This is a genomic window from Marinobacter sp. G11 (assembly GCF_021282325.1).
Taxonomy (GTDB): Bacteria; Pseudomonadota; Gammaproteobacteria; order Pseudomonadales; family Oleiphilaceae; genus Marinobacter; species Marinobacter vinifirmus.
The window spans coordinates 26920-50111 of sequence record NZ_JAJSPB010000021.1; the positions used below are offsets into that span (position 1 = coordinate 26920).

The 23192-nt window shown below is 59.8% G+C and carries 21 protein-coding genes; 10 read left to right on the forward strand and 11 right to left on the reverse strand.

Features of this window, described 5'->3' with window-relative positions; all coding sequences use genetic code 11:
• Positions 1-14: 14 nt before the first annotated feature.
• Together ccoS and LWH94_RS13345 are read left to right on the forward strand one after the other, a co-directional pair.
• Entirely contained in the window at positions 15-254 is a 240-nt protein-coding gene (gene ccoS, locus LWH94_RS13340; protein ID WP_022988021.1) for a cbb3-type cytochrome oxidase assembly protein CcoS, read from the forward strand.
• An 8-nt stretch (positions 255-262) separates the two neighbouring features.
• Positions 263-952: a sulfite exporter TauE/SafE family protein gene (locus tag LWH94_RS13345; RefSeq protein ID WP_232902543.1), complete on the forward strand. Its 690-nt coding sequence runs from the start codon at positions 263-265 to the stop codon at positions 950-952.
• Positions 953-978: 26 nt separating this feature from the next.
• On the opposite strand, the gene ttcA is transcribed toward LWH94_RS13345, so the two are convergent.
• The gene (gene ttcA, locus LWH94_RS13350) at positions 979-1851 is read right to left on the reverse strand and encodes a tRNA 2-thiocytidine(32) synthetase TtcA (RefSeq protein ID WP_232902559.1); all 873 of its coding nucleotides are present in this window, start codon (positions 1849-1851) and stop codon (positions 979-981) included.
• A gap of 191 nt (positions 1852-2042) precedes the next feature.
• On the opposite strand from ttcA, the gene LWH94_RS13355 reads away from it, so the two are divergent.
• Together LWH94_RS13355 and LWH94_RS13360 are read left to right on the forward strand one after the other, a co-directional pair.
• Positions 2043-2717, forward strand: coding sequence for a DNA-J related domain-containing protein (locus tag LWH94_RS13355; protein WP_199455962.1), 675 nt, complete (start codon positions 2043-2045; stop codon positions 2715-2717).
• 6 nt (positions 2718-2723) lie between these two features.
• Positions 2724-3752 carry a polysaccharide deacetylase family protein gene (locus LWH94_RS13360; protein WP_082640843.1) on the forward strand — a complete coding sequence of 343 codons (1029 nt, stop codon included), beginning with the start codon at positions 2724-2726 and terminating at the stop codon, positions 3750-3752.
• 4 nt (positions 3753-3756) lie between these two features.
• On the opposite strand, the gene LWH94_RS13365 is transcribed toward LWH94_RS13360, so the two are convergent.
• The 6 genes from LWH94_RS13365 to LWH94_RS13390 form a co-directional block, all read right to left on the reverse strand.
• Positions 3757-4812, reverse strand: a complete 1056-nt coding sequence (locus LWH94_RS13365) for a MalM family protein (RefSeq protein WP_199455960.1) — start codon at positions 4810-4812, stop codon at positions 3757-3759.
• Positions 4813-4835: 23 nt separating this feature from the next.
• Positions 4836-6461 (reverse strand): OmpP1/FadL family transporter, encoded by a 1626-nt coding sequence (locus LWH94_RS13370; protein ID WP_199455959.1) that lies wholly within the window; start codon positions 6459-6461, stop codon positions 4836-4838.
• Positions 6462-6499: 38 nt separating this feature from the next.
• Positions 6500-7510, reverse strand: a complete 1011-nt coding sequence (locus LWH94_RS13375; protein WP_199455958.1) for a transporter — start codon at positions 7508-7510, stop codon at positions 6500-6502.
• A gap of 57 nt (positions 7511-7567) precedes the next feature.
• Entirely contained in the window at positions 7568-8368 is an 801-nt protein-coding gene (locus tag LWH94_RS13380) for a C39 family peptidase (RefSeq protein ID WP_022988030.1), read from the reverse strand.
• A 204-nt stretch (positions 8369-8572) separates the two neighbouring features.
• Positions 8573-10036, reverse strand: a complete 1464-nt coding sequence (locus LWH94_RS13385) for an SLC13 family permease (RefSeq protein WP_232902544.1) — start codon at positions 10034-10036, stop codon at positions 8573-8575.
• A gap of 26 nt (positions 10037-10062) precedes the next feature.
• The gene (locus LWH94_RS13390) at positions 10063-10383 is read right to left on the reverse strand and encodes a TraR/DksA family transcriptional regulator (protein WP_199455955.1); all 321 of its coding nucleotides are present in this window, start codon (positions 10381-10383) and stop codon (positions 10063-10065) included.
• A gap of 139 nt (positions 10384-10522) precedes the next feature.
• On the opposite strand from LWH94_RS13390, the gene LWH94_RS13395 reads away from it, so the two are divergent.
• The 5 genes from LWH94_RS13395 to glpD all read left to right on the forward strand — a co-directional run bounded on the left by LWH94_RS13395 (position 10523) and on the right by glpD (position 17543).
• Complete coding sequence (locus LWH94_RS13395) at positions 10523-10882, forward strand: phasin family protein (protein WP_094624211.1); 360 nt, start codon at positions 10523-10525, stop codon at positions 10880-10882.
• A gap of 75 nt (positions 10883-10957) precedes the next feature.
• On the forward strand, positions 10958-12757 hold the full coding sequence (locus LWH94_RS13400; RefSeq protein WP_199455954.1) for a PHA/PHB synthase family protein: 1800 nt from the start codon (positions 10958-10960) through the stop codon (positions 12755-12757).
• Positions 12758-12797: 40 nt separating this feature from the next.
• A complete protein-coding gene (locus tag LWH94_RS13405; protein ID WP_232902545.1) occupies positions 12798-14540 on the forward strand; it encodes a diguanylate cyclase domain-containing protein in 1743 nt (580 codons plus the stop codon).
• 161 nt (positions 14541-14701) lie between these two features.
• Complete coding sequence (locus LWH94_RS13410; protein WP_232902546.1) at positions 14702-15952, forward strand: ABC transporter substrate-binding protein; 1251 nt, start codon at positions 14702-14704, stop codon at positions 15950-15952.
• A gap of 19 nt (positions 15953-15971) precedes the next feature.
• Positions 15972-17543, forward strand: coding sequence for a glycerol-3-phosphate dehydrogenase (glpD, locus tag LWH94_RS13415; RefSeq protein WP_332875497.1), 1572 nt, complete (start codon positions 15972-15974; stop codon positions 17541-17543).
• On the opposite strand, the gene LWH94_RS13420 is transcribed toward glpD, so the two are convergent.
• The 3 genes from LWH94_RS13420 to edd are packed head-to-tail and all read right to left on the reverse strand — an operon-like array spanning position 17535 to position 20931.
• Complete coding sequence (locus tag LWH94_RS13420) at positions 17535-18137, reverse strand: uracil-DNA glycosylase family protein (protein ID WP_232902547.1); 603 nt, start codon at positions 18135-18137, stop codon at positions 17535-17537. The genes glpD and LWH94_RS13420 overlap by 9 nt on opposite strands.
• A gap of 2 nt (positions 18138-18139) precedes the next feature.
• Entirely contained in the window at positions 18140-19114 is a 975-nt protein-coding gene (gene glk / locus LWH94_RS13425) for a glucokinase (protein WP_232902548.1), read from the reverse strand.
• Complete coding sequence (gene edd / locus LWH94_RS13430) at positions 19114-20931, reverse strand: phosphogluconate dehydratase (RefSeq protein ID WP_232902549.1); 1818 nt, start codon at positions 20929-20931, stop codon at positions 19114-19116. The genes glk and edd overlap by 1 nt, the downstream gene beginning before the upstream one ends.
• Before the next feature lie 107 nt (positions 20932-21038).
• Between edd and pyk the strand changes: the two genes are divergently transcribed.
• Positions 21039-22487, forward strand: coding sequence for a pyruvate kinase (pyk, locus tag LWH94_RS13435; protein WP_199455947.1), 1449 nt, complete (start codon positions 21039-21041; stop codon positions 22485-22487).
• Positions 22488-22497: 10 nt separating this feature from the next.
• On the opposite strand, the gene LWH94_RS13440 is transcribed toward pyk, so the two are convergent.
• Positions 22498-23157 (reverse strand): bifunctional 4-hydroxy-2-oxoglutarate aldolase/2-dehydro-3-deoxy-phosphogluconate aldolase, encoded by a 660-nt coding sequence (locus LWH94_RS13440; RefSeq protein WP_022988041.1) that lies wholly within the window; start codon positions 23155-23157, stop codon positions 22498-22500.
• Between the last annotated feature and the right edge of the window lie 35 nt (positions 23158-23192).

Consider the following 23192-nt stretch of genomic DNA (forward strand, 5'->3'; position numbering starts at 1 on the left):
GCAAGGAGGTTGTCGTGCACATTGTCATGTTCCTGGTCCCCCTGATGCTGCTTCTGGTGGCCCTGGGCGTGTTCCTGTTCTCCTGGGCCGTCAAGAATGGCCAGTATGACGACCTGGACGGGCCGGCCCATCGCATTCTGTATGACGACGATAAAGACATGATTCCGGATGATGCCCGCACTGACAAAAAAGCGGATCAGGAAGGACAGGCCAGCACCGGGGATTCTGACCAAAACCCCGATAACAAGGCCTGACCGGAACCATGCAGCCGGAACTTTACCTGAGCTATTCGAGCGCCTTCGTTATCGGCTTGCTGGGCAGCACCCATTGCCTGGGCATGTGCGGGGGAATCAGCGCTTCGCTGTCGGTGGCGTTGCCGGTCGGCAAAGGGTTTCGCCTGCGCCAGACACTACTGCTGTTGGCCTTCAATTTCGGCAGGATTGGCAGTTACGCCCTGATCGCCACCCTCGTGGCCCTGCTGAGCACCCAGGCCGCCAGCCAATGGCGCTGGGCCGGCTTGCTGCTGATGACCATAGCCGGCCTGCTGCTGATTTTCATGGGTCTTTCCATGGGCCAGTGGTGGCAGGGCATACGCTTTGTTGAAAGGGTGGGGACACCGGTCTGGAAGGCGTTATCGCCGCTGACCAAACGTTTTATTCCGGTCAATAATGCCGGCCAGGCGCTGGCCCTGGGGGCTCTGTGGGGCTGGTTGCCCTGCGGACTGGTGTACAGCACGCTGGGCTGGGCGGCGCTTCAGCCAACGGTGCCGGCCGCCGCCCTGACCATGTTTTTCTTCGGCCTGGGCACCCTGCCCTCGATGCTGGCCACCGGCTACGCCGCCAACTGGATTCGCGGCATCAAGAGCCATCAGGGCTTCCGCAAGATCAGCGGTGTCCTGCTGATCCTGTTCGGCTTGTGGACGCTACCGTTCCAGGCCTTGTTGATGCACTGATCCAACGGCCGACGGTTGCTGGCTGATCAGAGATTCAGCACGTCCAGCCGGCCGAAGTCCTGTTCCGGCTCCGCAGACTGCACCACCGCCTGGCGCTTGCCGCCCAGCCGCTTGCCTTCCTTGAAGTCGTACAGGTTTGGATCCGCCAGGTGCGATGGCTCTACGTTGCACAGGGCCCGGAACATGGTTTCCAGCCGCCCCGGATGCTGCTTGTCCCAGGCCTGGAACATTTCCTTGATCACCTGCCGCTGGAGGTTTTCCTGGGAACCGCACAGGTTGCAGGGAATGATGGGAAAATTCCGCAGTCCCGCATAGCGGGCAATGTCCTTCTCCCGGGCATAGGCCAGCGGCCGGATGACCGTGTTACGGCCGTCGTCGCTGTGAAGAACCGGGGGCATGGATTTCAGCTTGCCGCCATAGAACATGTTCAGGAACAGGGTTTCCAGCATGTCATCGCGGTGATGGCCCAGGGCGATCTTGGTAATACCGTGCTCTTCGGCAAAGTTGTAGAGAATGCCTCGCCGCAGGCGGGAACACAGACCACAGGTCGTCTTGCCCTCAGGCACTTTCTCTTTGACGATGCTGTAGGTGTCTTTCTCGATGATGTGGTATTCGATACCCAGCGACTTCAGGTACTCAGGCAGGATCTCTTCCGGGAAGCCCGGCTGCTTCTGATCCAGGTTGACGGCAATCAGCTCGAAACGTACCGGCGCGCTTTTCTGCAGGTTCAGCAGAATATCCAGCATGGCGTAGGAATCCTTGCCGCCAGACAGGCAACACATCACCTTGTCGCCTGCTTCGATCATCGAGAAGTCGGCAATGGCCTGCCCCACGTCCCGGCGCAGCCGTTTCTGCAGTTTGTTCAGCTCCAGTTTCTGGCGACGCTCCTGCTCGGACATCGGCGCCTGCTCGGCATTGGCGATCATGGCTTCGGACATTCTGTTGGCACACTTGCAAGGTAAATGAGGCGGCAATTATACGCGCCCCGATTGCCGAGTGACAGGGGCCCCGCGCTCGGTACTTTCCTAAGTGCGCCGCACGCCACTTCCCTCAACTCCTGTGCTTTCACGTGCTGGCAGAGTGTCATACCATGGCCGCCATGAATACACCCGCACCTTCCGCCCGACCGGATCAATCCCCGATCAGCCGCGATCAGCTCGCCTGGCTTGAGCAGCAGGCCGATCACCTGCAGGTGGCTGCCGAACATGAACTTCGGGCGGCGGGGGCTTCCGGGCTGACAGAACTGGCTTTGATCCGTGCCTTACAAAGCCCGCGCTGGCAACTCATCGAGCCCGTCACCTTCAGCGACCCGACCGCGCTCTATCCTGTGCACTTCCTGCTGTTCCATGCCCTTTACCGGCTGCAATCGGAGCTGGCCCAGGCCGGGGAAACACTGGTGATTTCCCCGCTTCGATTATGTATTTTGACCACCGGCTCCGGCAATACCCGGGCCCTGCCGGCAGAAGAAGATCCACTCAGAAGCTTTTACCTGGATCTGTCCCGGTACTTCCTGTCCGGCCACGATATCCGGGGCATGATGGAGCGTTTCCTGGCTGGCGTAACACTGGCCGGCAGCCCGGAGGACGTTCAGGAAGCCGCGCAGGTGCTCGGCTTTGATACACTGCCCGGCGACTTCGATACCGTGAAGCAGCGATTCCGCCGGCGGGTGATGCAAGCCCATCCGGATCGCGGCGGGCGCACAGAAGATATCCAGGAGCTGAACCGGGCGTTTTCCGTCCTCAAACGTCACTTTACCCGGCAATAGACTGACATGACTCGACTCAACCGATTCGCAGCCGCGGCCATTCTTGGCCTGACTGCCTCCGCACCCCACGCCCTTGCCGACCTTGTTGTGCTGCAGTATCACCATGTGGCGGACCATACGCCTCCGGCCACCAGCACCTCCCGCTCGTTGTTTGAAGCCCAGCTGGACATGATCAGGGACCTGAACCTTGAGGTTGTGCCACTGCTGCCCGCAACCCGGCAGGCGCTGGCCGGTGAGGATGACAGCAACCGTGTTGCCATCACCTTTGACGATGCCTACGAGTCAGTCTATCAAAATGCCGCCCCGTTGCTTGAACGTCATGGCCTGCCCTTCACCATCTTCGTGAACACCGACGCCATCGGCAGCCGGGGCTACATGAGCTGGGAACAGTTACAGGAGCTGGCCACCGGTGAACAGGTGACCATTGCCAACCACAGCACTGACCACGGCCACCTGGCGCGCAAGCCCGGTGAACCCGAAGCGCAATGGCACAAGCGGACAGAGCACAGCCTGGACCAGGCTCAGGGCACGCTGAAAACCAGGCTCGGGGTGGAGGAGCCGATGTTTGCCTACCCCTACGGTGAGTTCGACGAAAAACTGGAGGGCAAACTGGAAGCCAGGGGCTGGCTGGGATTCGGGCAACAGTCCGGGGCGATTGGCCGCTATTCCCACAGCACCCGACTGCCCCGTTTTCCCATGGCGAACAGCTTTGGCCAGCTTGGAAGCCTGAAAGACAAGTTGCTGAGCAAGGCCTTCCCGGTGCCCGCCAGCGAGTTACCCGACGGCGTACTGGAAGCCAACCCGCCGGAACTGGTGTTCGAACTGGGGGAAAAACTGACCGCAGACCGGCTCACCTGCTTTGCCTCCGGCCAGGGCCGCATCGAATTCCGGACAACCGGCAATCGGGTCTCGGTGAAGGCACCTAAGGCATTCGACAGCCGGCGTTTTCGCTATAACTGTACCCACCCGGCAGGTGATGGCCGCTACTACTGGCTATCCCAGCAATGGCTGAACCTGGACGCTCCGGAAGACTGATCCCTTACTCTTCGAAGGTGGTCAAGCCGAGTTCACCGTAAGGCACATGGGGAATCGCCACGGGGCCGTGATCGGCGTCATACACGGTTTGCGCGCGCAGGTCTTCGCTACGGGTGATCACCAATAACCAACGCTCACCCTGCCCCGGAAATACCGGCACCCAGGCTTCCAGGTAGCCCCGCTTACGCCAGGTTTCCGGATAATAATCCATCACCAGGTCAGTAATCAGGCGAACCGGGCGAAAATCCCGATCCAGAAACGCCAGTGTAGGCACGAACACGCCCTTGTGGGCGTAGGAGCGCAGGCGCGTTACAAAGCCATGGGTAAACTCACCGGAGGGCAAGGCCACCAACTGGAAGGCGGACTCGCCACTGCTGAAATCATAAACCGGGGAATCTTCGGTGATACGAACCCCGAACTCCCTTCCCTCCTGCCAGTGCTCGAACTCCTTGTTGGATAACGCTTCACAGCAGTTGCCGGCAAAGGTGGTCAACACGTTCTCCGGTTCACGCTCGATGCCGAGGACGGCAAAGGCATCCGGATCATGGCCGGCTACGGGCTCGGCCTCTCCGGATTCCTGCCGGGGCAGGTAAACGCTGGCGGGGGTCAGGTTCAGTGGCGCCATGTCCGGGTTACGTTGCCGCTCGGTGCGGGTATCGGGCTTGTAATAGCTGACCCGGACAATGCCGTCGGCATCTCGCCAGGTGTAATAGGGCTGCCGCTGGCCCGGCCGGATAAAACCGTCCCGGGCCAGCTCTTCGCCATCCGGGTAGTTTTCGGTGGTGTAGTCGCCGGCATCCTCAAGCTTGCTGGCAGCATCGGGCTCGCCCAGTGCCCTCTTGGGAGGTAAGCCCGCAGTCTCGGCAACATCTTCGCTTTCCGGACTTTCGGATTCGGATTCTGTTTCGGGAATGCGGGAGTAACGTACCTGGCCCTGTTCGTCTACCCAGGTGAAGTAACCGTCCCGCTGCTCGATGGGGGTTCCACCCAACTGGCAGCCCGCCGACAGGGCCACTGCCAGGACACAGCCTGCCAACCGGACGGATCGCATCAGAACCATGACAAACTACTCCCCGGACTGCATCAGAATTTGGTACGGAAACTCAGCCCCGCCATCACAACCCGCAGCGAGGTCTTGATCTCCAGATCCGCATAGGGGTTGTAAATGATATTGGTGATGTTGTCACAGTTTACGTTACAGCTGCTGTCTGCCGGAATAGTCTCGATAGACTGCAGGTAAGACAGGTTCAGGTCGATTTCCGTGTCTTTGTCCCAGCGATACCCCAGCCCTACGCTGTACAGGTTGGCTCCGCCGAACGGCGCCATGATCGAGCGCTGGTCATCGGGAATCACCGAGTCCCTTATCTCGACACCGGCGCGCAGGTCAAGCCGGGAAGACACATGCAGTTCCGCACCAAAGGCCCAGTTCCACTGGCTTTTGTAGCCCAGCGGCAGGCGCAGGCTGTCTGGTGTGGCGTTGTCCGGCGACAAAATCCGGGCAGCGTTCAGGAACTCCAGCTTGCGGTCGAACTTGAATTCGAAGGCGTCCCACTGGGCAAAGTCGGTCCAGCCGATGTCGGCGTTCAGGGTGAGCAGCGGGTGTACATCCACGCTGATCCCTGTCTGGAAATGCTGCGGATACACCAGGTCCATACTGACGTTACCGGCCTCCCGGGGGGCACCGGAAGGCAGGCTCAGAATAGCCGAGGTGATGGCCCCCAGCACTGAGCCGTTAACGCTTTGCCAGAACCCGGACCAGTCATCGGTGTACTGGATCTCGAACTGGCCTTTCAGGTTCATGTCCGCTTCGGAGGTGTAGCTGGCACCCCAGCGGAACCAGTCCGTGGGCTCCCACATGACACCCAGGGCGTAGGTGGGCGAGATGGTTTCCTGCAGGTTCAGGTTCATCGCGCCGATATCGTCCCAGGGGCCCACATTACCGCCACACAGGGCCAGCCAGGGTTGCAGGGGTTCGTCACCGCTTTCACAGTTGAAGGCGTCTTGCAGAACCTCTGCCACACCAATCAGCATGTTCGGCGCCCGCATGTACTGGTCTGCCGCAAACCCGAAATGGGACAGGTGAATACCGGCACCCACCGACCATTCATCGTTTATCTCATAGCCAACCGTGGGGGAAAGATAGGTTGTCCGCTGAAGCGTTGCGGCCTGGGGCTGGTAACGGCCGGGATCGTCTTTCTCCCGGTAAAAACCCGCGGCCATCGGCATATAGAACGCGTTGGCAAAGGTCAGCTTTGAGCCGGGTGGCTTGATACTGATACCCGCAGAGGGCGCTACCGCCGGCCCCGGCGGCAACCGCAGAATGCCATACCCGGGAACGTACAGGGCGACGTTGTTGGTGTGGCTGCGAGTATTGGCCACCGGGTCCCGCTGCTTGCCGGTCAGGGGGTCTGTTTCCAGGCCTTTGATACCGAAAATCTCGTAGTCTTCATCCGCAATGAAGTCGGCATCAATATCCAGGTAGATACTCAACACGTTGACTTCAAGCTGGCGACCATCCAGCTTGGTGAGGCCTGCCGGGTTGTAGTGAATGGCCATCAAACCCGGGGGATCGGCGGTGACCGCGTTCCCCAGTGCCAGTGCCTTGGGGTGCAGCGTCAGGTTCTGGGTCAGCTGCGCCTGGGCACCGCCGGACAGGCTTGCCGCGATCAGCGCTCCCAGAATGCGTCGCTTTTGACTAGGTTGTCCCATGAAAATCTTCCCTTCCCGTGAAACGTCTGCAGCTCCAATCACTCTTTGAGGCCGGAGAAATTAATGGGCAGGGATATACCCAGAGAGAAATCCGGGGCATCTTCGGTCAGGCCAATCCCCAGACTGGTGTTTACGATGGTCATATCACTGACCCGGGTACCCAGCGACATGCTCAGGAAGCCCGTCATCTGGTCCTGGGCTACGGCCTGGTCGCCGTTGGAGAAGGTCAGAACGGTCTGGTCGCTGTAGCTGACCTGGGCCGAGATACTCAGGGAAATGTCATAAGACAGTGAATAGGCAAAGCCCGCGGAGCCGGAGAGACCAAAGCCGGGCTCCACCTTCTCGAGCAGGCGGGCACCACGAACCTGTTCCAGGCCGTCTTCGGTCAGGTTGTAGGTTGCACTGAGCGAACCGAACACCACCACCGGGTCCAGCACCTTGGACATACTCAGGCCGCCACCAACGGAGTAATAACCGCTACCGGTAGACAGCTGTTCCTTGATGTCGATCTCGTAGGGGCTGACACCAGTCTTGCTGTTCAGGGTGCCAAAGAAGGTAGCCGATGCCTTGCCGGGTACGTAGGCAAAGGGCTGCCAGCGGGCCGTAAAGGAGATGTCGCCGAAGTCGTAAACATTCAGCTCGTCCTCGGTATCGTACTTGACCACCAGCGGTACCCGGGTACCAACCGTAAGGTTGTCCAGCAAGCCGTAGTCGTAGGAAAAGGCATTGGTGAAGTTATGGGTAGCTGACGGCACCACATCCAGATTGCGCACCGAACCATTGGTAATGGCCAGGTCCAGGCGCTGATCCCCGGTGTAGGAATAGTCGAAGGAATAGTTCAGGTAGTGAGATCCCTTCTTCTGCAACGAATAGTTCTTCTCGGCAGCCAGGAACACTTCCTCGAGCTGCTTGGTGGAATCTTCATCACCTTCCTGGCGTGACAGGGCTTCCCGCGCCTGGTCAACATTTCCGTCCTGGGCCATCGCCATGCCCGGAAGCACACCGGCCGCGGAAACAAGGATAAAACCTCGCACTAACCAACGATTCATCCTGACTCCCTACTCTTATTGGTTTTATTCCTGATCCGGGGAAAACCGCCCGGAAAATTAGTTTCGACGGTAGTAAAGCTGTTTACGGGTATTCTCAACGCTACCGTCAGGATTGTTCTTCTGGCGTTCCAGCAAGTTCTGGACGCGTCTTTCTGTGGATTCGGCGAACGCCGGCATCTGTTGGATAGCCAGCAGTGTCATGGTCTGGTCGTCTACAAAGCGCAGGTCTTCCTCTTTCAGTTCGAGGTTGTCCAGCGGCTTGTCGCTGCCCGGGAAGACAATGAACAGCACGTTGTCGTCCCACTTCTCCTGGAACTGGGCCACGGTAAAGGAAATATTGCCGACGGCGGGATCGGCCAGGTAAACCCGGTCATCCCGGATGGTGCGGAGCACTACAAAGTGTTTGAAGCCGGCGTGGTCGATGGGCACGATAGCCGGGTGATCCAGCTCCATCAGGTCGTCAATCTCGGCTTTGAAGCCGCCAGAGGGATAACCCAAAGCCGTTACCAGGCGCTTCATATCGAGCATGGAAAAGGCCCGGCGCTGGACGATGCGATCGCTCTCACCGTAATGCAGCAGCCCTTCCATCACCTGCCGTTCAGAGAGGGTCCGGCCAAGATAGAAATTGAGGACCGTGGTCAGTGCCGCACTGCCACAGCTGTAGTCGTAGGCCTGGCGCACGATGTTCCGGAACTTCTGCTCAACCAGGGGCTCCACCCGCACATCAGAGCGTTGCTCAACCGGGCTCGCATCCACCTTGTGCTCCAGCACGATGGTGCCCGGCTCGAACGGCTCTACCTCGGTGGCTTCCTGCACCATGGCGAATGTGAGAAGGGATCCGGCCAGCACCAGCAGCATTTTGCAAAGTTCCTGTTTTTATTGGATGTGCAACTTTCTTGGATGTGCAACGTCGGCGTTACATGTTGTAACCGTAAGATACCGAAATCGAATCGGGCTTAAAGATAACTGTGCCTCAAATCTGTCGCTGCAGGCGGGGCCAGCAGCGACAGTACTGAGAACTGGTTCAAGGGAGGGAAAGGCCGGACAGCATCCGGCCCTGAATCACATTGAGAAAACGGTTCCGAGCAGCGCGTAGGTAATCAGGGTTACCACGACAATACCCATGATATTGAGCGCAAAACCGGCCCTGATCATATCGGAAATCTTCATGTGGCCACTGGAGAACACGATGGCGTTCGGCGGCGTGGCCACCGGCATCATGAAGGCACAGCTGGCGGCAATGGCAGCCGGCACCGTCAACAGCAGCGGAGAGACGTCCTGCGACATCGCCAGGGCACCCAGCAGCGGCAGGAACGCCGCCGCTGTAGCGGTGTTACTGGTCACCTCGGTGAGGAAGATAATCACCCCAGCCACCAGGATCATCATCACCAGTACCGGCAAGGTGCCAGCCACGCCCATGCTCTCGGCAATCCACTCGGCCAGTCCGGAACTGCTGATCACGCCCGCCATGGCCAGGCCGCCACCAAACAGCAGCAGCACGCCCCAGGGCAGGCGGTTAGCCGAATCCCAGTCCAGCACGAAGGTCCTGTCCCGGGTGCTTACCGGAATCAGGAACATGGCAATGGCTGCAGCAATGGCAATACCGGTGTCACTCAGCCAGGGCGCAATGCTGCCAGAGAGCAAGGGCCGGAAAATCCACAGCGACGCTGTCACCACAAACACCAGTGCAACCAGCTTTTCACCCTTGCTCATGGGGCCGAGCGCGGCCAGTTCGTCCCGGATCATCTGGCCGCTTTCCTGGGCGCCTTCAATGCCGAAGTCCTTGCGGGTCAGCCACCACCAGGTCAATGTCAGCATCACCACCGTCACAGGCACACCGAGTAGCATCCATTGGGCAAAGCCCACGGAAATGCCCTGGTTTTCGCTCAGGTAAGCCGCCAGCAAGGCATTGGGCGGCGTGCCAATCAGGGTGGCAATACCACCCACGCTGGCGGAATAGGCGATGGCCAGCAGCAAGGCCGTGGCATAACGGCGAACCCCGTCCGGATTGCTGTCACCCATCATGCCGATGACCGACAAGCCGATCGGCAGCATCATGATCGCGGTGGCGGTGTTGCTCACCCACATACTCAGGAAGGCTGTTGCCAGCATGAAGCCGGCAATCTGCCGTTTCGGCTTGTCCCCCATCGCCCGCAAGGTCAGCAGCGCAATCCGCCGGTGCAGGTTCCACCTCTGCATGGCCAGGCCGAGGGTGAACCCGCCCAGGAACAGGAAGATGATCGGATTAGCGTAGGGCGATGTGGCCTGGCTGATACTTCCCAACCCCAGCGCCGGTATCAGCACAATCGGCAACAGGGAGGTAGCCGGAATGGGAATGGCTTCGGTAGACCACCAGGTGGCCATCATCAGCATCATGCCCAGGGCGGCCCAGGCCTTCGGCCCCATCGTCTCCGGAGCCGGCACCAGCAGGGTAACCAGCAGGAAAGCGGCGCCAAGAAACAAACCAATGACCTGGCTTTTGGGCAATCCTTGCTTCGGTTCTGATCCAGCGGGGTTCTGTGTCATCTTTACCACTCAGTGTTTGACGGAATTCAGTTGTCGGCGCAATCTACACAAACGGTGGTATAAGGCAACACCTGAAGCCGGCGCGGATCGATCTGCTCACCGCATTTTTCGCATTCGTCCCCTGCTCCGCTGTCGATCCGCTCCAGTGCATGGGCAATCTGTACCAGTTCGGCGCGGGTTTCCACTTCCAGTGAATCGACCACTTCGTCATTCTGGGTTTGCGTGGCCTGCTCTTCAAAATCCTTGTCAAGCGCCCCGCCCTCACGGTGCTGGTGCGCCTTATAACGGGCCAGCCGTGCTTCGAGTTCGGCTTTCAGGGTTTCCAGTTCGGATTTGCGACTGCTCATGGTTTTCTCCACTGTAAGGTTACAAATTCCAGACTAAAGAATATGCTGGAACGGCATTTGATGCCTGTCAAAATGGTGTCACGCATATAAAGTTAGACTGAGGATTCCAGTCATTCCAACTACAAAGGAGTTGTACCCCATGAACAATGAGCTGTTCGAAAAAGCCAACCGCCTCAATGAAACCCTGTTCAACCAGTTCGGCAAAGCTGCGGAAATGCAGATGGAAGCGTTCCGCCGCTATGCCGATGTTGCCATGGAACAGGCCCGGAAGATGGCCGAGGTACGCGACCTCGAAAGCCTGAAAACCCTGACCACAGACCAGGCCGAAACCCTGAAAACCATCAGCGAGCAGGTATCTGCAGACTGGAAGGCCTGGCAGGACTACGCCAACGAAACCCGCGAGCAACTGCAGCAGGTGTTCGAGGCAAAACCGGCTGATAACACAGCGGAAAAAACACCGGCCACCGGTAAAGGCAGCAACAGCAAAACCGCTGCCTGACACCCTGAATGACCGGCCGGGCCGGAACGTCTGCGACGCTCCGGCCTTTTTGTATCCGTGGCAAGGAGAACCTCGATGCTGGGTATGGACTACATCAGTAAAACCGCAAAGCAGATGATGAAAACCTTTGACGACAACGTGCGTCAGGGCCAGCAGCAACTGGAACAATGGCTGGGCGACACCGGCATGGTAGACCACGCCAAGCTGTCCACCCTCAGCGAAATGTCAGACGCCTATCGTGCCATGGCCGAAGACTTGCTGCTGCATCCGCTTCGCTTTGCCAGCGCCGAGATCGAGCTGGGCAAAAGGCATCTGGGCCTCGCCCGTTACACTTTCAGCCGGCTGACCGGCAAACAGCCAGAGCCGGTAGCCGTTCCGGAATCCGACGATCGTCGCTTCCTGGCTGACGACTGGCGCAAGCATGTGCCTTTCGATGTGCTTCAGCAGGTATACCTGATCAATTCCGGCGCGTTCCTGAACTGGGTAGAAAACATGGAGGGCCTGCCCGGCCCCGCCCGGGACCAGATGATGTTCTATGCCCGGCAACTGACCAGCGCCCTGTCGCCCTCCAACTACCCCCTGACCAACCCGGAAGTACTGCGCATTACCTGGGAACGCAAGGGGATGAACCTGGTGGATGGCGCCCGTAACCTGGTGGAAGACCTGCGCCAGAACCCCGGCCTGTTCAATGTTGGGATGACCGACCGTTCGGCTTTTGAAGTCGGCGGCAACCTGGCCACCACACCGGGCAAGGTGGTGTACCAGAACGAATTGATGCAGCTGATCCAGTACACACCCACCACCAGGACGGTAGCGCAGCGGCCGCTGCTGGTCATCCCGCCCTGGATCAACAAGTTCTACATACTGGATCTGACCGAGCGCAACTCGTTTATCCGCTGGCTCGTGAGCCAGGGCCAGACGGTGTTTGTAGTGTCCTGGCGTAACCCGGGACCGGCCCAGAAAGAGACCGGCTGGGATGATTACATGAAGCTCGGCCCCCTCGCGGCGATCGATGCGGTAACAGAGGCCACCGGCGAAGAGCAGATGAACGCCATCGGCTACTGCATTGGCGGCACCCTACTGGGCTCTACCATGGCCTGGCTGGAGAAGAAGAACCGTAACCCGATCATCAGCACCACCTATCTGACCACCCTGCTGGACTTCTCGGATCCCGGCGGCATCGGCGTATTCATCAACGATCACTCCATCCGTGGCATCGAGCGGGCCATGGAGCGCAAGGGCTACCTGGACGGCCGGGCCATGGCCTTCACGTTTAACCTGCTGCGCGAGAACGACCTGTTCTGGTCGTACTGGACCAACAACTACCTCAAAGGCCTGAAACCCGCCGCCTTTGACCTGCTGTACTGGAACACCGACGGCACCAACCTGCCGTCCAGAATGCACAGTTACTATCTGCGGGAAATGTACCTGCATAACCGGCTGGTGCAGCCGGATGCCCTGACCATGAACGGCGAAACCATCAACCTGTCGGAAATCCGGGTGCCATCGTTCTTCCTGTCGGCGCGACAGGACCACATCGCCAAGTGGAAAACCACTTACCACGGGGCACACGCTTACGGCGGCGATGTCCGCTTTGTCCTGTCCGGTTCCGGGCACATCGCCGGTGTGATCAACCCGCCCTACAAAAAAAAATATGGCTTCTGGACCAACAACACCCTGCCGGAAGATCCGGACGCCTGGTTCTCCGGTGCGGAGCAGCATCCGGGCTCCTGGTGGCCATACTGGCGGGAATGGATTGCCGGCTATGAAGGCGACCAGGTGCCGGCCCGACAGCCCGGCGAAGGAAAACTCGAGGTCATTGAAGATGCCCCTGGCAGTTACGTGAAAGTAAAAGCAGCCGACGCCGGACATTGATATAATTCAGGAACTTCCGGCATCGACAACAGGAGCACACATGGGGCAACCAATTCCCGTATCCCAGATCATGCACAGTGGCCTCCTGCTTCAATGCAGTCCGGAAACGGTGATTTCCGAAGCCGCAGCGCGGATGGCGGAGAGTTCGGTCATTTCCATTTTGATCAGCCAGGACAACACCGTGGTCGGAATATGGACGGAACGGGATGCCCTGGCCATCAACTTCGCCGATCCGGACCAGTTCAGCCAACCGGTCCGCTCGGTGATGAGATCGCCGGTGCTGTCGTTACCTGCCACCATGGATACTGCCCAGGCGGCAATCAGGCTAAAAAACCAGAACCAGCGACATGCCCTGGTTACCGACGAAGACGGCCAACCCGTTGGCATTATTTCCCGTACAGACCTGGCCCTGAATCAGGGATTGGAACCCTATCTGCGCTTGAGGGAAGTTGGCGCAGCCATTCCGCATTTACCGGCAGTCGTACCTGAATCGCTGCCCCTGGCCCAGGTGGCCGACCTGATGCACCGCCGGGGAGCCGACGCAGTGGTGGTCAATTTCGGTGAGGACGGCTTTGGTATTGTCACCGAGCGCGATATGGTTCGCTTCATCGCCAGGCATACCAGCAATACCCGTATTGGCGAATTAGCGTCCCGCCCGCTGGTTACCGCGAAGGAAGAAGATCCGCTCATCCACGCCCGTGATTTGTTGCTGGACCACCGCATTCGCCATCTCGGTGTGCTGGACCAAACAGGGGCAATCATCGGGCTGATCGGTTACAACGATATGCTGTCGGGTGCCGAGCAAATGTACCTGGATGACCTTCGGCAGGCACTCGAACAGCGCGACAAAGCCCTTGCCCGGTCGAGCCGGACCCTGCAGCTGGCAGAACGTGTTATTGAATCGTCATTCGAAGGCATCATGGTGACCGACAAAAATGCCCGAATCGAGTTCGTGAATCCGGCCTTTACGCACCTCACAGGCTACAGCCCGGAAGAAGTGATCGGCCGCACACCGGAAGTTCTTTCCTCCGGCCGCCACGATTCAGAATTTTACACACGTCTGTGGCAGTCTCTTGAACACCACGGATACTGGCGCGGTGAAATCTGGAACCGGCGTAAAACCGGCGAGCTTTACCTGGAATTGCTGACCATTACCGCAATCACCGATGACAACGACAACGCTACCCATTATGCCGGCCTGTTTACGGATATTACCCAGAACCGCAAAAACGAAGAACAAATCCGCCAGCTTGCCTATTACGATGCCCTGACCGGGGTCCCCAACCGGCGGCTGCTTGAAGACCGCCTGGACCACGCCATCCGACATGCTCATCGAACCAAACAGTTACTGGCTGTCATGTTCATGGACCTGGACAAATTCAAGGACGTGAACGATCGCCTCGGCCACGCGACAGGTGACGAATTACTGGTACAGTTCACTGCAAGGGTGCGTAGTTGCCTTCGGGAAGACGATACCCTCGCCAGGCTGGGCGGAGACGAGTTTATTATCCTGCTGCCGGAGGTAAAAAGCCCCGAAGCCGTCCTGAACGTTGCAGAAAGGCTGGTCAGGGCGTCTGCCCCAGACTACGTTATCAATGGCCACCACCTTGCAGTGAGCACCAGTATCGGTATCAGCCTGTATCCGGGTGACGGCAAGACCAGCGAAGAATTACTTAATGGCGCAGACATTGCGATGTACCTGGCCAAGCAAAGTGGCCGTGACGGATACCAGCTTTTCAACCCGAAAGCCGTCGATAACCCCGCAAACCGGCAACGGCAATAACCCCGTAAACTGACGCAAATCAAGCGCCCGCGAATTAGCGGGCGTTTTACACTTTAGTCCCATTGTTGCCTCAAAGCCCCGGGCAGAAACTACGCTATTACTTCAGCCTGACATAAAACAAGAATAGGCTGTGCGAACCCTAAACCGGAGGCCAATCTGCAATGACTTTCAGGACTTTCCTGCTCTCGGCATGTCTGCTTTTGCTCGGCAGCGCCACTGTTTCCGCCGAATCTCTCAAGATCGGTCTTAACTACCCGGAAACGGGACGCTATAAAAACCAGGGCCTGCAACAACGCCTGGCAGCCTACCTTGCGGTTGAGGAAATCAACCAGGCCGGCGGTGTGCTGGGGCAACCACTGGAACTGGTCATCCGCAACACCCGCGGCGAGCCGGAAAAAGGCGCCCGCAACACCGCCGAAATGATTGACCAGGAAGGTGTTCAGATGGTGTTTGGCGGTGTATCCAGCGCCGTTGCCATCGCCTCCGGCAAGGCCGCCCGCGACAGGAACCGCATTTACTTCGGTACCCTCACCTATTCCAACGCCACCACCGGCAGTGAAGGCCACCCGTTCATGTTCCGGGAGCCATACAATGCCTGGATGACCGCCAAGGCACTGGGCGACTACCTGAACCAGAACCACCCAAACGACGATTACTTCTACATCACCTCGGACTACACCTGGGGCTGGTCAGTGGAAGAGTCCGTTCGCCAGTTTTCCAATACCCAGGACACCGAACGCCACCCGGGCGTCAAAACCCCGTTTCCCCGGGCACTGATTACCGACTTCCGCAAGGCCCTGGAACAGGCTGCCGAATCTGACGCCAAGGTGCTGATGATGGTACTGTTTGGCGACGACATGGTGCGCGCGCTGCAGGTGGCCTATGAAATGGGTCTGACCAAGCGCATGCAGGTGGTGGTTCCCAACCTGACTCTGGGCATGGCCCGGCAGGTGGGCCCGGCGATGATGGAAGGTGTGATTGGCGGCGCACCCTGGGTATGGACCCTGCCGTACGAGAACAACTACCCCCGCGGCAAGGAGTTTGTTGAAGCCTTCTCTGCCCGCTATGAAATGCGCCCCTCTTCCTCTGCGGCCTCGGCCTACAGTATTGTGTACCAGTACAAGGAAGCGGTTGAGCGTGCCGGCACTACGAATACTGCCGATGTGATCCGGGCACTGGAAGGCCACCGCTACAGTTTGCTGAAAGACGAGCAGTACTGGCGCGAGTTTGATCACCAGAACGTACAAAGCGTTTACGTGGTGAAGGTAAAACCCCGTGACCAGGTGATGGCCGATGAATTTGCCTCGGATTATTTCGAGATCATCGGCTCCATGGCCGGAGACCAGGCCGCACAAACCCAAGAAGAGTGGGAGGAGCGCCGCCGCGAGGCCGGCAAGCCACTCCGGCTCTGACACAAGGAGTGAGCAGACAGTGGTTCGGAAAGCATCAAAAACCAGCACAGAAACATCACCGCTCGGCGGATTTCCGGACCACTGCGATTTACTTGTTATCGGTGGCGGCGTAAACGGCACAGGCATTGCCATGGACTCCGCCGGCCGCGGGCTCAGGGTTGTCTTGTGTGAGATGAACGACCTGGCCTCGGCGACGTCGTCCAGCAGCAGCAAACTGATCCACGGCGGCCTGCGTTATCTGGAGCATTACGAGTTCAGGCTGGTGCGTGAAGCACTGGCGGAACGGGAGGCCCTGCTGGGCAATGCTCCCCACATCATGTGGCCGATGCGTTTTCGCTTACCCCACCAGCCTCACCTGAGACCGGCCTGGATGATCCGCACGGGCCTGTTTCTGTACGACCACCTCGCCAAGCGTGAACTGCTGGCCGGCTCCCGGGCCATCAACTTCGGCAAAGAATCCCCCCTGAAACCGGAAATCACCCGGGGCTTTGAATACTCCGATGGCTGGGTAGACGACGCAAGGCTGGTGGTACTCTCAGCTCGCAAAGCCCAGCAAAAAGGCGCCAGTATCCTGCCCCGCACCCGGTGTATCCGGGCCGAACGCAAGGGCTCTGGCTGGCAAGCGGTACTGGAAGATACCCTCACCGGGCACACACGAACCCTCAGCGCCAGGGTGGTGGTGAATGCCACCGGGCCCTGGGTCAGCCGTCTGTTCGGTGAAAGCCTGGGCATGACTGCCCCCAAACAGATCCGCATGGTCAAGGGCAGCCACATTGTGGTGCCCCGCCTTAACCAGGATACCGAAGCCTACATTCTCCAGAATGCCGACGAGCGCATTGTGTTCGTCATTCCCTACGAAGATGAGTTCTCCCTTGTTGGCACCACCGATGTGGACTACGAGGGCAACCCGTCGGAAGCACGAATTTCCGAAGAGGAAACCCGCTACCTGCTGGACGTGGTGAACCAGTATTTCCGCCGGCAACTGACACCCGGCGATGTGATATGGAGCTACTCCGGGGTCCGGCCGCTGATGGACGATGAAGGCGGCAATGCCCAGAGCGCTTCCCGCGACTACTCCTACGAGGTCGACGACCAGGATCACCAGGCGCCGTTGATTTCCGTGTTCGGTGGCAAGATCACCACCTTCCGTAAGCTGGCCGAGGCGGTCACCGATGCCGTATGCGATTACTTCCCCGGAGCGGGCAAATCCTGGACCCGGAACGCCCTGTTACCGGGGGCCGACTTTGCCAGCCAGCAACAGCTCGCAGAAGAGCTGCAACTGCACTACCCCTGGCTGGACCGCGCCATTATCCGCCGGTTTGTGCGCAGCTATGGCACCGACAGCCACCACATCCTCAAAGGCTGTACCGGCACAGAGGATCTTGGCCACGCCTACACCGCCACCCTGTACCAGCGTGAAGTAGACTACCTGATTGCCCACGAGTGGGCACTGAGCGCGGAAGACGTACTCTGGCGGCGTACCAAGCAGGGGCTCTATATCACTGAGCAGCAACGGGAGCAGCTGGACAGCTACATCCATCGGGCGGCAACCCGGCACCAGAGCCTGTTCACCGCCGCCGGGTCAGAGTAATTCCCCGATCCGGGCCTGAAGCCGGGGAATCACCTCCTGCTCGAACCAGGGATTGCTTTTCAGCCAGCGGATATTGCGCGGGCTCGGGTGAGGCATGGGCAATAGCCCCGGCCAGTATTCCCGCCAGGCTTTGACATTATCTGTTACCGATTTGCGGCTGTCCGGCAGGTGCCAGGCCTGGGCATACTGGCCGATCACCAGGGTCAGCTCAACCTTGTCCAGCCGAGCCAGCAAGGCCTCGCGCCAGGTTTCGGCGCATTCCGGCCGCGGCGGCAGGTCACCGGATTTTCCGGTGCCGGGAAAGCAGAATCCCATGGGCAGAATAGCCACCTGTTCGTCGTTGTAGAATTGCTCCCTGTCCACGCCCATCCATTGTCGAAGCCGGTCACCGCTGGGATCGTTGAACGGAATTCCGGTTTCGTGAACCTTGCGGCCGGGCGCCTGGCCGACCACCAGGATGCGGGACGACCGGGACAGCTGGACAACCGGCCTCGGCCCTTCCGGCAAGACATCTTTACACAGGGTACAGGCCCTTACCTGCTGCACCAGCTGGTCAAAGTCCAGGCGATCCAGATGATTAGCCGTCTGAGTCATGGTCACCTCCCGGCATTGGTCAGGGCCGCTGCAGCGCCGTACAGCCCGGTGTTGCCATCCAGCACCACCTGAACCGGCGTGGCCTCCAATAACGGCCGCATCCGGCCCTTGTTTTCGAATGCGGCGCGAAAGCCGCTGGCCATAAAAAAGTCGAGAATCGCCGGCACAATGCCGCCACAAAGATAGACACCTCCGTAACTGCCCAGGGTCAGAACGCTGTTGCCGGCTACCCGGCCCAGAATGTCACAGAACAGGCTGAGCGCCCGGGCTGCCAGCTCGTCATTAGCTGCCATGGCCGCTGCGGAAACCTGCTCCGGGGCTTCGTGTACCGGCTTACTGCCGGTAATCTCCGCCAGCGTTCGATACAGGTTCATGATACCCGCACCACACAGCAGTCGTTCCACAGAAACCCGGCCATAGGCGGCGCGAAGACGGCGGGCAATCTCGCACTCAAGGTCATCCAGCGGCGCAAAGTCCACATGGCCCCCTTCAGTTGCCAGCGGTATCCAGCCATCCCCCGCCGGCACCAGTGCCGACATGCCCAGGCCCGTGCCCGGGCCAAGAACCAGTACCGGGCGCGACGGGTCTGCGTCACCCCCGCCCACCGGCACCCGTTGGCTGGCCGGCACGTGCATTACGCCCAGCGCCATGGCGGTGTAATCATTCACCAGCCGGAACCGGTCCAGGCCAAAGCGTTGCGCCAGGTGCCCGGTATCGAACTGCCAGCGGTTGTTGGTCAGGGTAACAACGTCACCGGTAACCGGGGCGGCAACGGCCACACAGGCTTCGCAGACAGTCACCGGCCCTATGTGCTTCAGGTACGCCGCAATGGCCTGCCCGGGCCCCGAAAAATCAGCACAGCGGAAAACCTTCAGCGACTGCAACTGCACCGATCCCGGCACCACCAGCGCAAACCGGGCATGGGTGCCGCCAACATCACCCACCAGAGCCATGGCGTGCGGAACAGCTTCCGTCATCAGCCGGCGCTCCAGAACACACTGGCACCCTGCTCCGGATTCGAGACACCCTGGCGCATCCAGCCGAACAGCTCACGGCCATAGCCGGTATGGTTCGCTGCCAGGTCTGTACTGGCCGGGCTGCGGTCAGCCAGTTCCGCCTCGCCGAGCTGCACCGACAGCACACCACTAACGGCATCCACGCAAATAACATCGCCGTCACAAATCCTGGCCAGCGGGCCGCCCGCCAGTGCTTCCGGGTAAACATGGATAGCCGCCGGCACCTTGCCAGAGGCACCGGACATCCGGCCATCGGTCACCAGCGCCACCCGATAGCCGCGGTCCTGCAGCACGCCCAGATACGGGGTCAGCTTGTGCAACTCCGGCATGCCGTTGGCTTTCGGCCCCTGAAAGCGCACCACCACCACACAATCCCGGTTCAGGTCGCCAGCTTCAAAAGCAGCTTTCAGTTCGTTCTGGTCGTTGAAAACCACCGCCGGCGCCTCAACCCGATGGTGTTCCGGTGCTACCGCCGATACCTTGATCACTCCGCGCCCGAGATTGCCATCCAGCACCCTCAACCCGCCATCCGGGGCGAAGGGCTCTGCGGCGCTGCTCAGCACATCCGGGCGCTGGCTCTTGCTAACAGCTGGGTGCCAGCGAAGGCTTTCCCCTTCCAGCTCCGGCATCCGGGCGTAGGCATCCAGCCCCTTACCGATCACTGTGTTGACGTCGTTATGCAGGTAGCCTTGTGCCAGTAATTCCCGAATCAGGAACGGCGTGCCGCCGGCTTCGCGGAAAGCGTTGATGTCTTCCTGGCCGTTCGGGTAAATACGGGTCATGGAGGGCACCACCGACGACAACTCGGCGTAGTCGTTCCAGTCAACCAGGATCCCGGCCGCCCGGGCAATGGCGATCCAGTGGATGGTGTGGTTGGTGGAGCCACCGGTCACCAGCAGGGCTACCAGGGCATTCACAATGGCTTTCTCGTCCACCATATGGCCGAGCCCCAACTCGCCGCCGTGGGGCCGGGACAACTTGATGACCTGCTCGGTCGCCGCGCGGGTCAGGGCATCCCGCAGGGGCGTATCGGGGTTTACGAAAGCCGCACCGGGCAGGTGCAGGCCCATTACCTCTACCAGTAACTGGTTACTGTTGGCGGTGCCGTAAAAGGTACAGGTGCCCGGGCTGTGGTAAGACTGGCTTTCGGCTTCCAGCAATTCATCCCGGCCGATCTTGCCCTCGGCATAGAGCTGGCGAATCCGCTGCTTTTCCTTGTTCGGCAGCCCGGACGGCATGGGGCCGGATGGCACCAGAATGGCCGGCAGGTGGCCGAAACTCAGGGCACCAATCAGCAACCCTGGCACAATCTTGTCACATATACCCAGTAGCATAACCGCGTCGAACATGTTGTGGCTCAGCGCCACTGCCGTACTCATGGCGATGGTGTCCCGGGAGAACAGGCTCAGCTCCATTCCCGGCTGGCCCTGGGTGACCCCGTCACACATGGCGGGAGTGCCGCCGGCAAACTGGGCTACCGAGCCCATGCCATGGGCCGCTTCGCGTATAATGTCAGGAAAGCGCTGATAAGGCTGATGGGCAGACAACATGTCGTTGTAGGCGGAAACCATGGCCACATTGGCCCGGTTAAGAAATTTCAGGGTGTCTTTATCGCCCTGGCTACAAGCCGCAAAGCCATGGGCCAGGTTACCGCAAGACAAGGTGCCACGATGGGGGTCCTTTGCCGCCAGCCCGGCCATCCTCTCGAGATAATCCGCGCGGGAAGCCCTGCTGCGTTCGATGATGCGGTTGGTCACCTTCTGAACCGTAGAGTGCATGGGCTCTCTCCCTGTATCGTGGTTATTCCAGACCTAAGTGTACTTTCTTTACCGGAGGCTTTCAGGTTCAATTGAACACTCAAATTTTACAGACAAGGACACGCACTATGCTCAGGCGCACCAAGATTGTCGCCACCCTCGGCCCCGCCACCGACAGTGAGGAATCGCTGGCAGGTATCATCGCCGCCGGCGTTGATGTTACCCGCCTCAACTTTTCCCACGGCAGCGCCGAAGAGCATATGGAACGAGCCCGCCGGGTTCGTGCAGCGGCCGCGGCCCAAGGTCGCTTTGTGGCCATCCTGGCCGACCTGCAAGGCCCGAAACTGCGCATCGCCCGCTTCACCGACAACAAGGTCACCCTGGAACGGGGCCAGACCTTCGTGCTCGACGCCACCATGGACAAAGAGGCTGGCACATCGGAGCAAGTTGGCATTGATTACGAACAACTGATCAACGACGTCAGCCCGGGCGATATCCTGGTGCTGGATGACGGCCGGATTGAAATGGAAGTGACCGCGGTCGACGACCACAGCATCACCTCCACCGTACTGATCGGCGGCCCGCTGTCCAACAACAAGGGCCTGAACAAGCGCGGTGGCGGCCTCTCAGCGGACGCCCTCACCGAGAAAGACAAGCAGGACATCGTCACCGCCGCCCGCCTGGATGCCGACTACGTGGCGGTTTCCTTTGTCCGCACCGCCGAAGACATGCACGTGGCCCGTCAGCTGCTGAAAGAAGCCGGCTCCGATGCCGGCCTGGTGGCGAAGATTGAACGGGCCGAACTGGCCCACGATACCAACGCACTGGATGCCGTTATCGAAGCGTCAGACGCCGTAATGGTCGCCCGGGGCGACCTGGCCGTGGAGATCGGCGATGCCGAACTGGTGGCAGTTCAGAAACACATCATCAAGCGGGCCCGGGTACTGAACCGGGCCGTGATCACCGCCACCCAGATGATGGAGTCGATGATCACCAACCCCATGCCCACCCGGGCGGAGGTATCTGACGTTGCCAACGCGGTGATGGATTACACGGATGCCGTGATGCTGTCCGCCGAGACTGCCGTGGGCGATTACCCGAAAGAAGCCGTGGAAGCCATGGTGCGCATCTGCACCGGTGCGGAACGGCACCCGTCCATGCACCAGTCCCAGCACCGGATCCACGAGAGCATGGAAAAGGTAGACGAGGCGATTGCCCTGTCTGCCATGTACGCCGCCAACCACCTGCAGGGTGTGTCTGCCATTATCTGCCTGACAGAAACCGGCTCTACTCCGCGCCTGATGTCACGGATCAAATCCAGCCTGCCGATCTTTGCCTTCTCACGGCACCACTCCACCCAGCACCGGGTGGCTCTGTTCCGGGGCGTGCAGACGGTTCCGTTCGATTCTGCCAACCACGCCAATGAAAAGGTCAATGCACTGGCCGTCGACGAACTGAAGAGCCGGGGTGTTGTGCAGGATAACGACCTGGTGGTGATCACCAAGGGCGACTATGTGAACGCCCAGGGTGGCACCAACTCCATGAAAATCGTTCGTGTAGGGTCCGACATCCAGTAGCCTGCGCCGGTCAGCCCCGGTGGCCAATGGCCGCCAGGCTGGCCCGGGCGATGCCGGTAATGGTCTGCCAGTCCTTACTGGCCACGGCTTCATCCGGCGTCAGCCAGGTACCGCCCACCGCAGAGACATTATCCAGCGCCAGGTAGGCCGCAGCCGTCTGCTGGCGAACCCCGCCGGTCGGGCAAAAGCAGACATCCGGGAAGGGGCCGGCAAACGCCTTCAAGGCCCTTTCACCCCCGGATACTTCCGCGGGAAACAACTTGAAGTGCCGGTAGCCGTGGCTGTACCCCATCATCAGTTCTGATGCGGTGGCAATGCCCGGCAGCAGGGGGGATTCCGAGGTCACACCGAAATCCAGGATGGCATCGGTTACACCAGGGGTAATGACAAACTCGGCCCCGGCTCGCTCGACGTCCCGGTACTGATCGATGCTGATCACCGTACCCGCCCCCACAATCGCGTCCGGAAGCGCTTCCCGAACCCGCCGGATGGCATCCAGGCCATGTTCTGTGCGCAAGGTGATCTCCAGCGCGCGAATACCGCCGTCAAACAACGCCCGACAAAGCGGGATGGCATCGTCCGGATCACGGATGGTGATCACGGGTATCAATGGCGACTGCGCCATCACAAACTCGATCTTTTCCTGGTGCTCCACAGACAGCAATGGCATTCAAGTCTCCCCCGGCGCTAACCGGACAACAGCCC

Coding starts and splice junctions, on each gene's coding strand:
- edd (WP_232902549.1), bottom strand. CDS start 20,931: ATGCACTCTACGGTTCAGAAGGTGACCAACCGCATCATCGAACGCAGC.
- LWH94_RS13385 (WP_232902544.1), bottom strand. CDS start 10,036: ATGACACAGAACCCCGCTGGATCAGAACCGAAGCAAGGATTGCCCAAA.
- LWH94_RS13405 (WP_232902545.1), top strand. CDS start 12,798: ATGGGGCAACCAATTCCCGTATCCCAGATCATGCACAGTGGCCTCCTG.
- LWH94_RS13375 (WP_199455958.1), bottom strand. CDS start 7,510: ATGAATCGTTGGTTAGTGCGAGGTTTTATCCTTGTTTCCGCGGCCGGT.
- LWH94_RS13380 (WP_022988030.1), bottom strand. CDS start 8,368: ATGCTGCTGGTGCTGGCCGGATCCCTTCTCACATTCGCCATGGTGCAG.
- LWH94_RS13345 (WP_232902543.1), top strand. CDS start 263: ATGCAGCCGGAACTTTACCTGAGCTATTCGAGCGCCTTCGTTATCGGC.
- LWH94_RS13400 (WP_199455954.1), top strand. CDS start 10,958: ATGCTGGGTATGGACTACATCAGTAAAACCGCAAAGCAGATGATGAAA.
- glk (WP_232902548.1), bottom strand. CDS start 19,114: ATGACGGAAGCTGTTCCGCACGCCATGGCTCTGGTGGGTGATGTTGGC.
- LWH94_RS13410 (WP_232902546.1), top strand. CDS start 14,702: ATGACTTTCAGGACTTTCCTGCTCTCGGCATGTCTGCTTTTGCTCGGC.
- LWH94_RS13440 (WP_022988041.1), bottom strand. CDS start 23,157: ATGCCATTGCTGTCTGTGGAGCACCAGGAAAAGATCGAGTTTGTGATG.
- LWH94_RS13390 (WP_199455955.1), bottom strand. CDS start 10,383: ATGAGCAGTCGCAAATCCGAACTGGAAACCCTGAAAGCCGAACTCGAA.
- LWH94_RS13365 (WP_199455960.1), bottom strand. CDS start 4,812: ATGGTTCTGATGCGATCCGTCCGGTTGGCAGGCTGTGTCCTGGCAGTG.
- LWH94_RS13360 (WP_082640843.1), top strand. CDS start 2,724: ATGACTCGACTCAACCGATTCGCAGCCGCGGCCATTCTTGGCCTGACT.
- LWH94_RS13370 (WP_199455959.1), bottom strand. CDS start 6,461: ATGGGACAACCTAGTCAAAAGCGACGCATTCTGGGAGCGCTGATCGCG.
- LWH94_RS13355 (WP_199455962.1), top strand. CDS start 2,043: ATGGCCGCCATGAATACACCCGCACCTTCCGCCCGACCGGATCAATCC.
- pyk (WP_199455947.1), top strand. CDS start 21,039: ATGCTCAGGCGCACCAAGATTGTCGCCACCCTCGGCCCCGCCACCGAC.
- LWH94_RS13395 (WP_094624211.1), top strand. CDS start 10,523: ATGAACAATGAGCTGTTCGAAAAAGCCAACCGCCTCAATGAAACCCTG.
- ttcA (WP_232902559.1), bottom strand. CDS start 1,851: ATGTCCGAGCAGGAGCGTCGCCAGAAACTGGAGCTGAACAAACTGCAG.
- LWH94_RS13420 (WP_232902547.1), bottom strand. CDS start 18,137: ATGACTCAGACGGCTAATCATCTGGATCGCCTGGACTTTGACCAGCTG.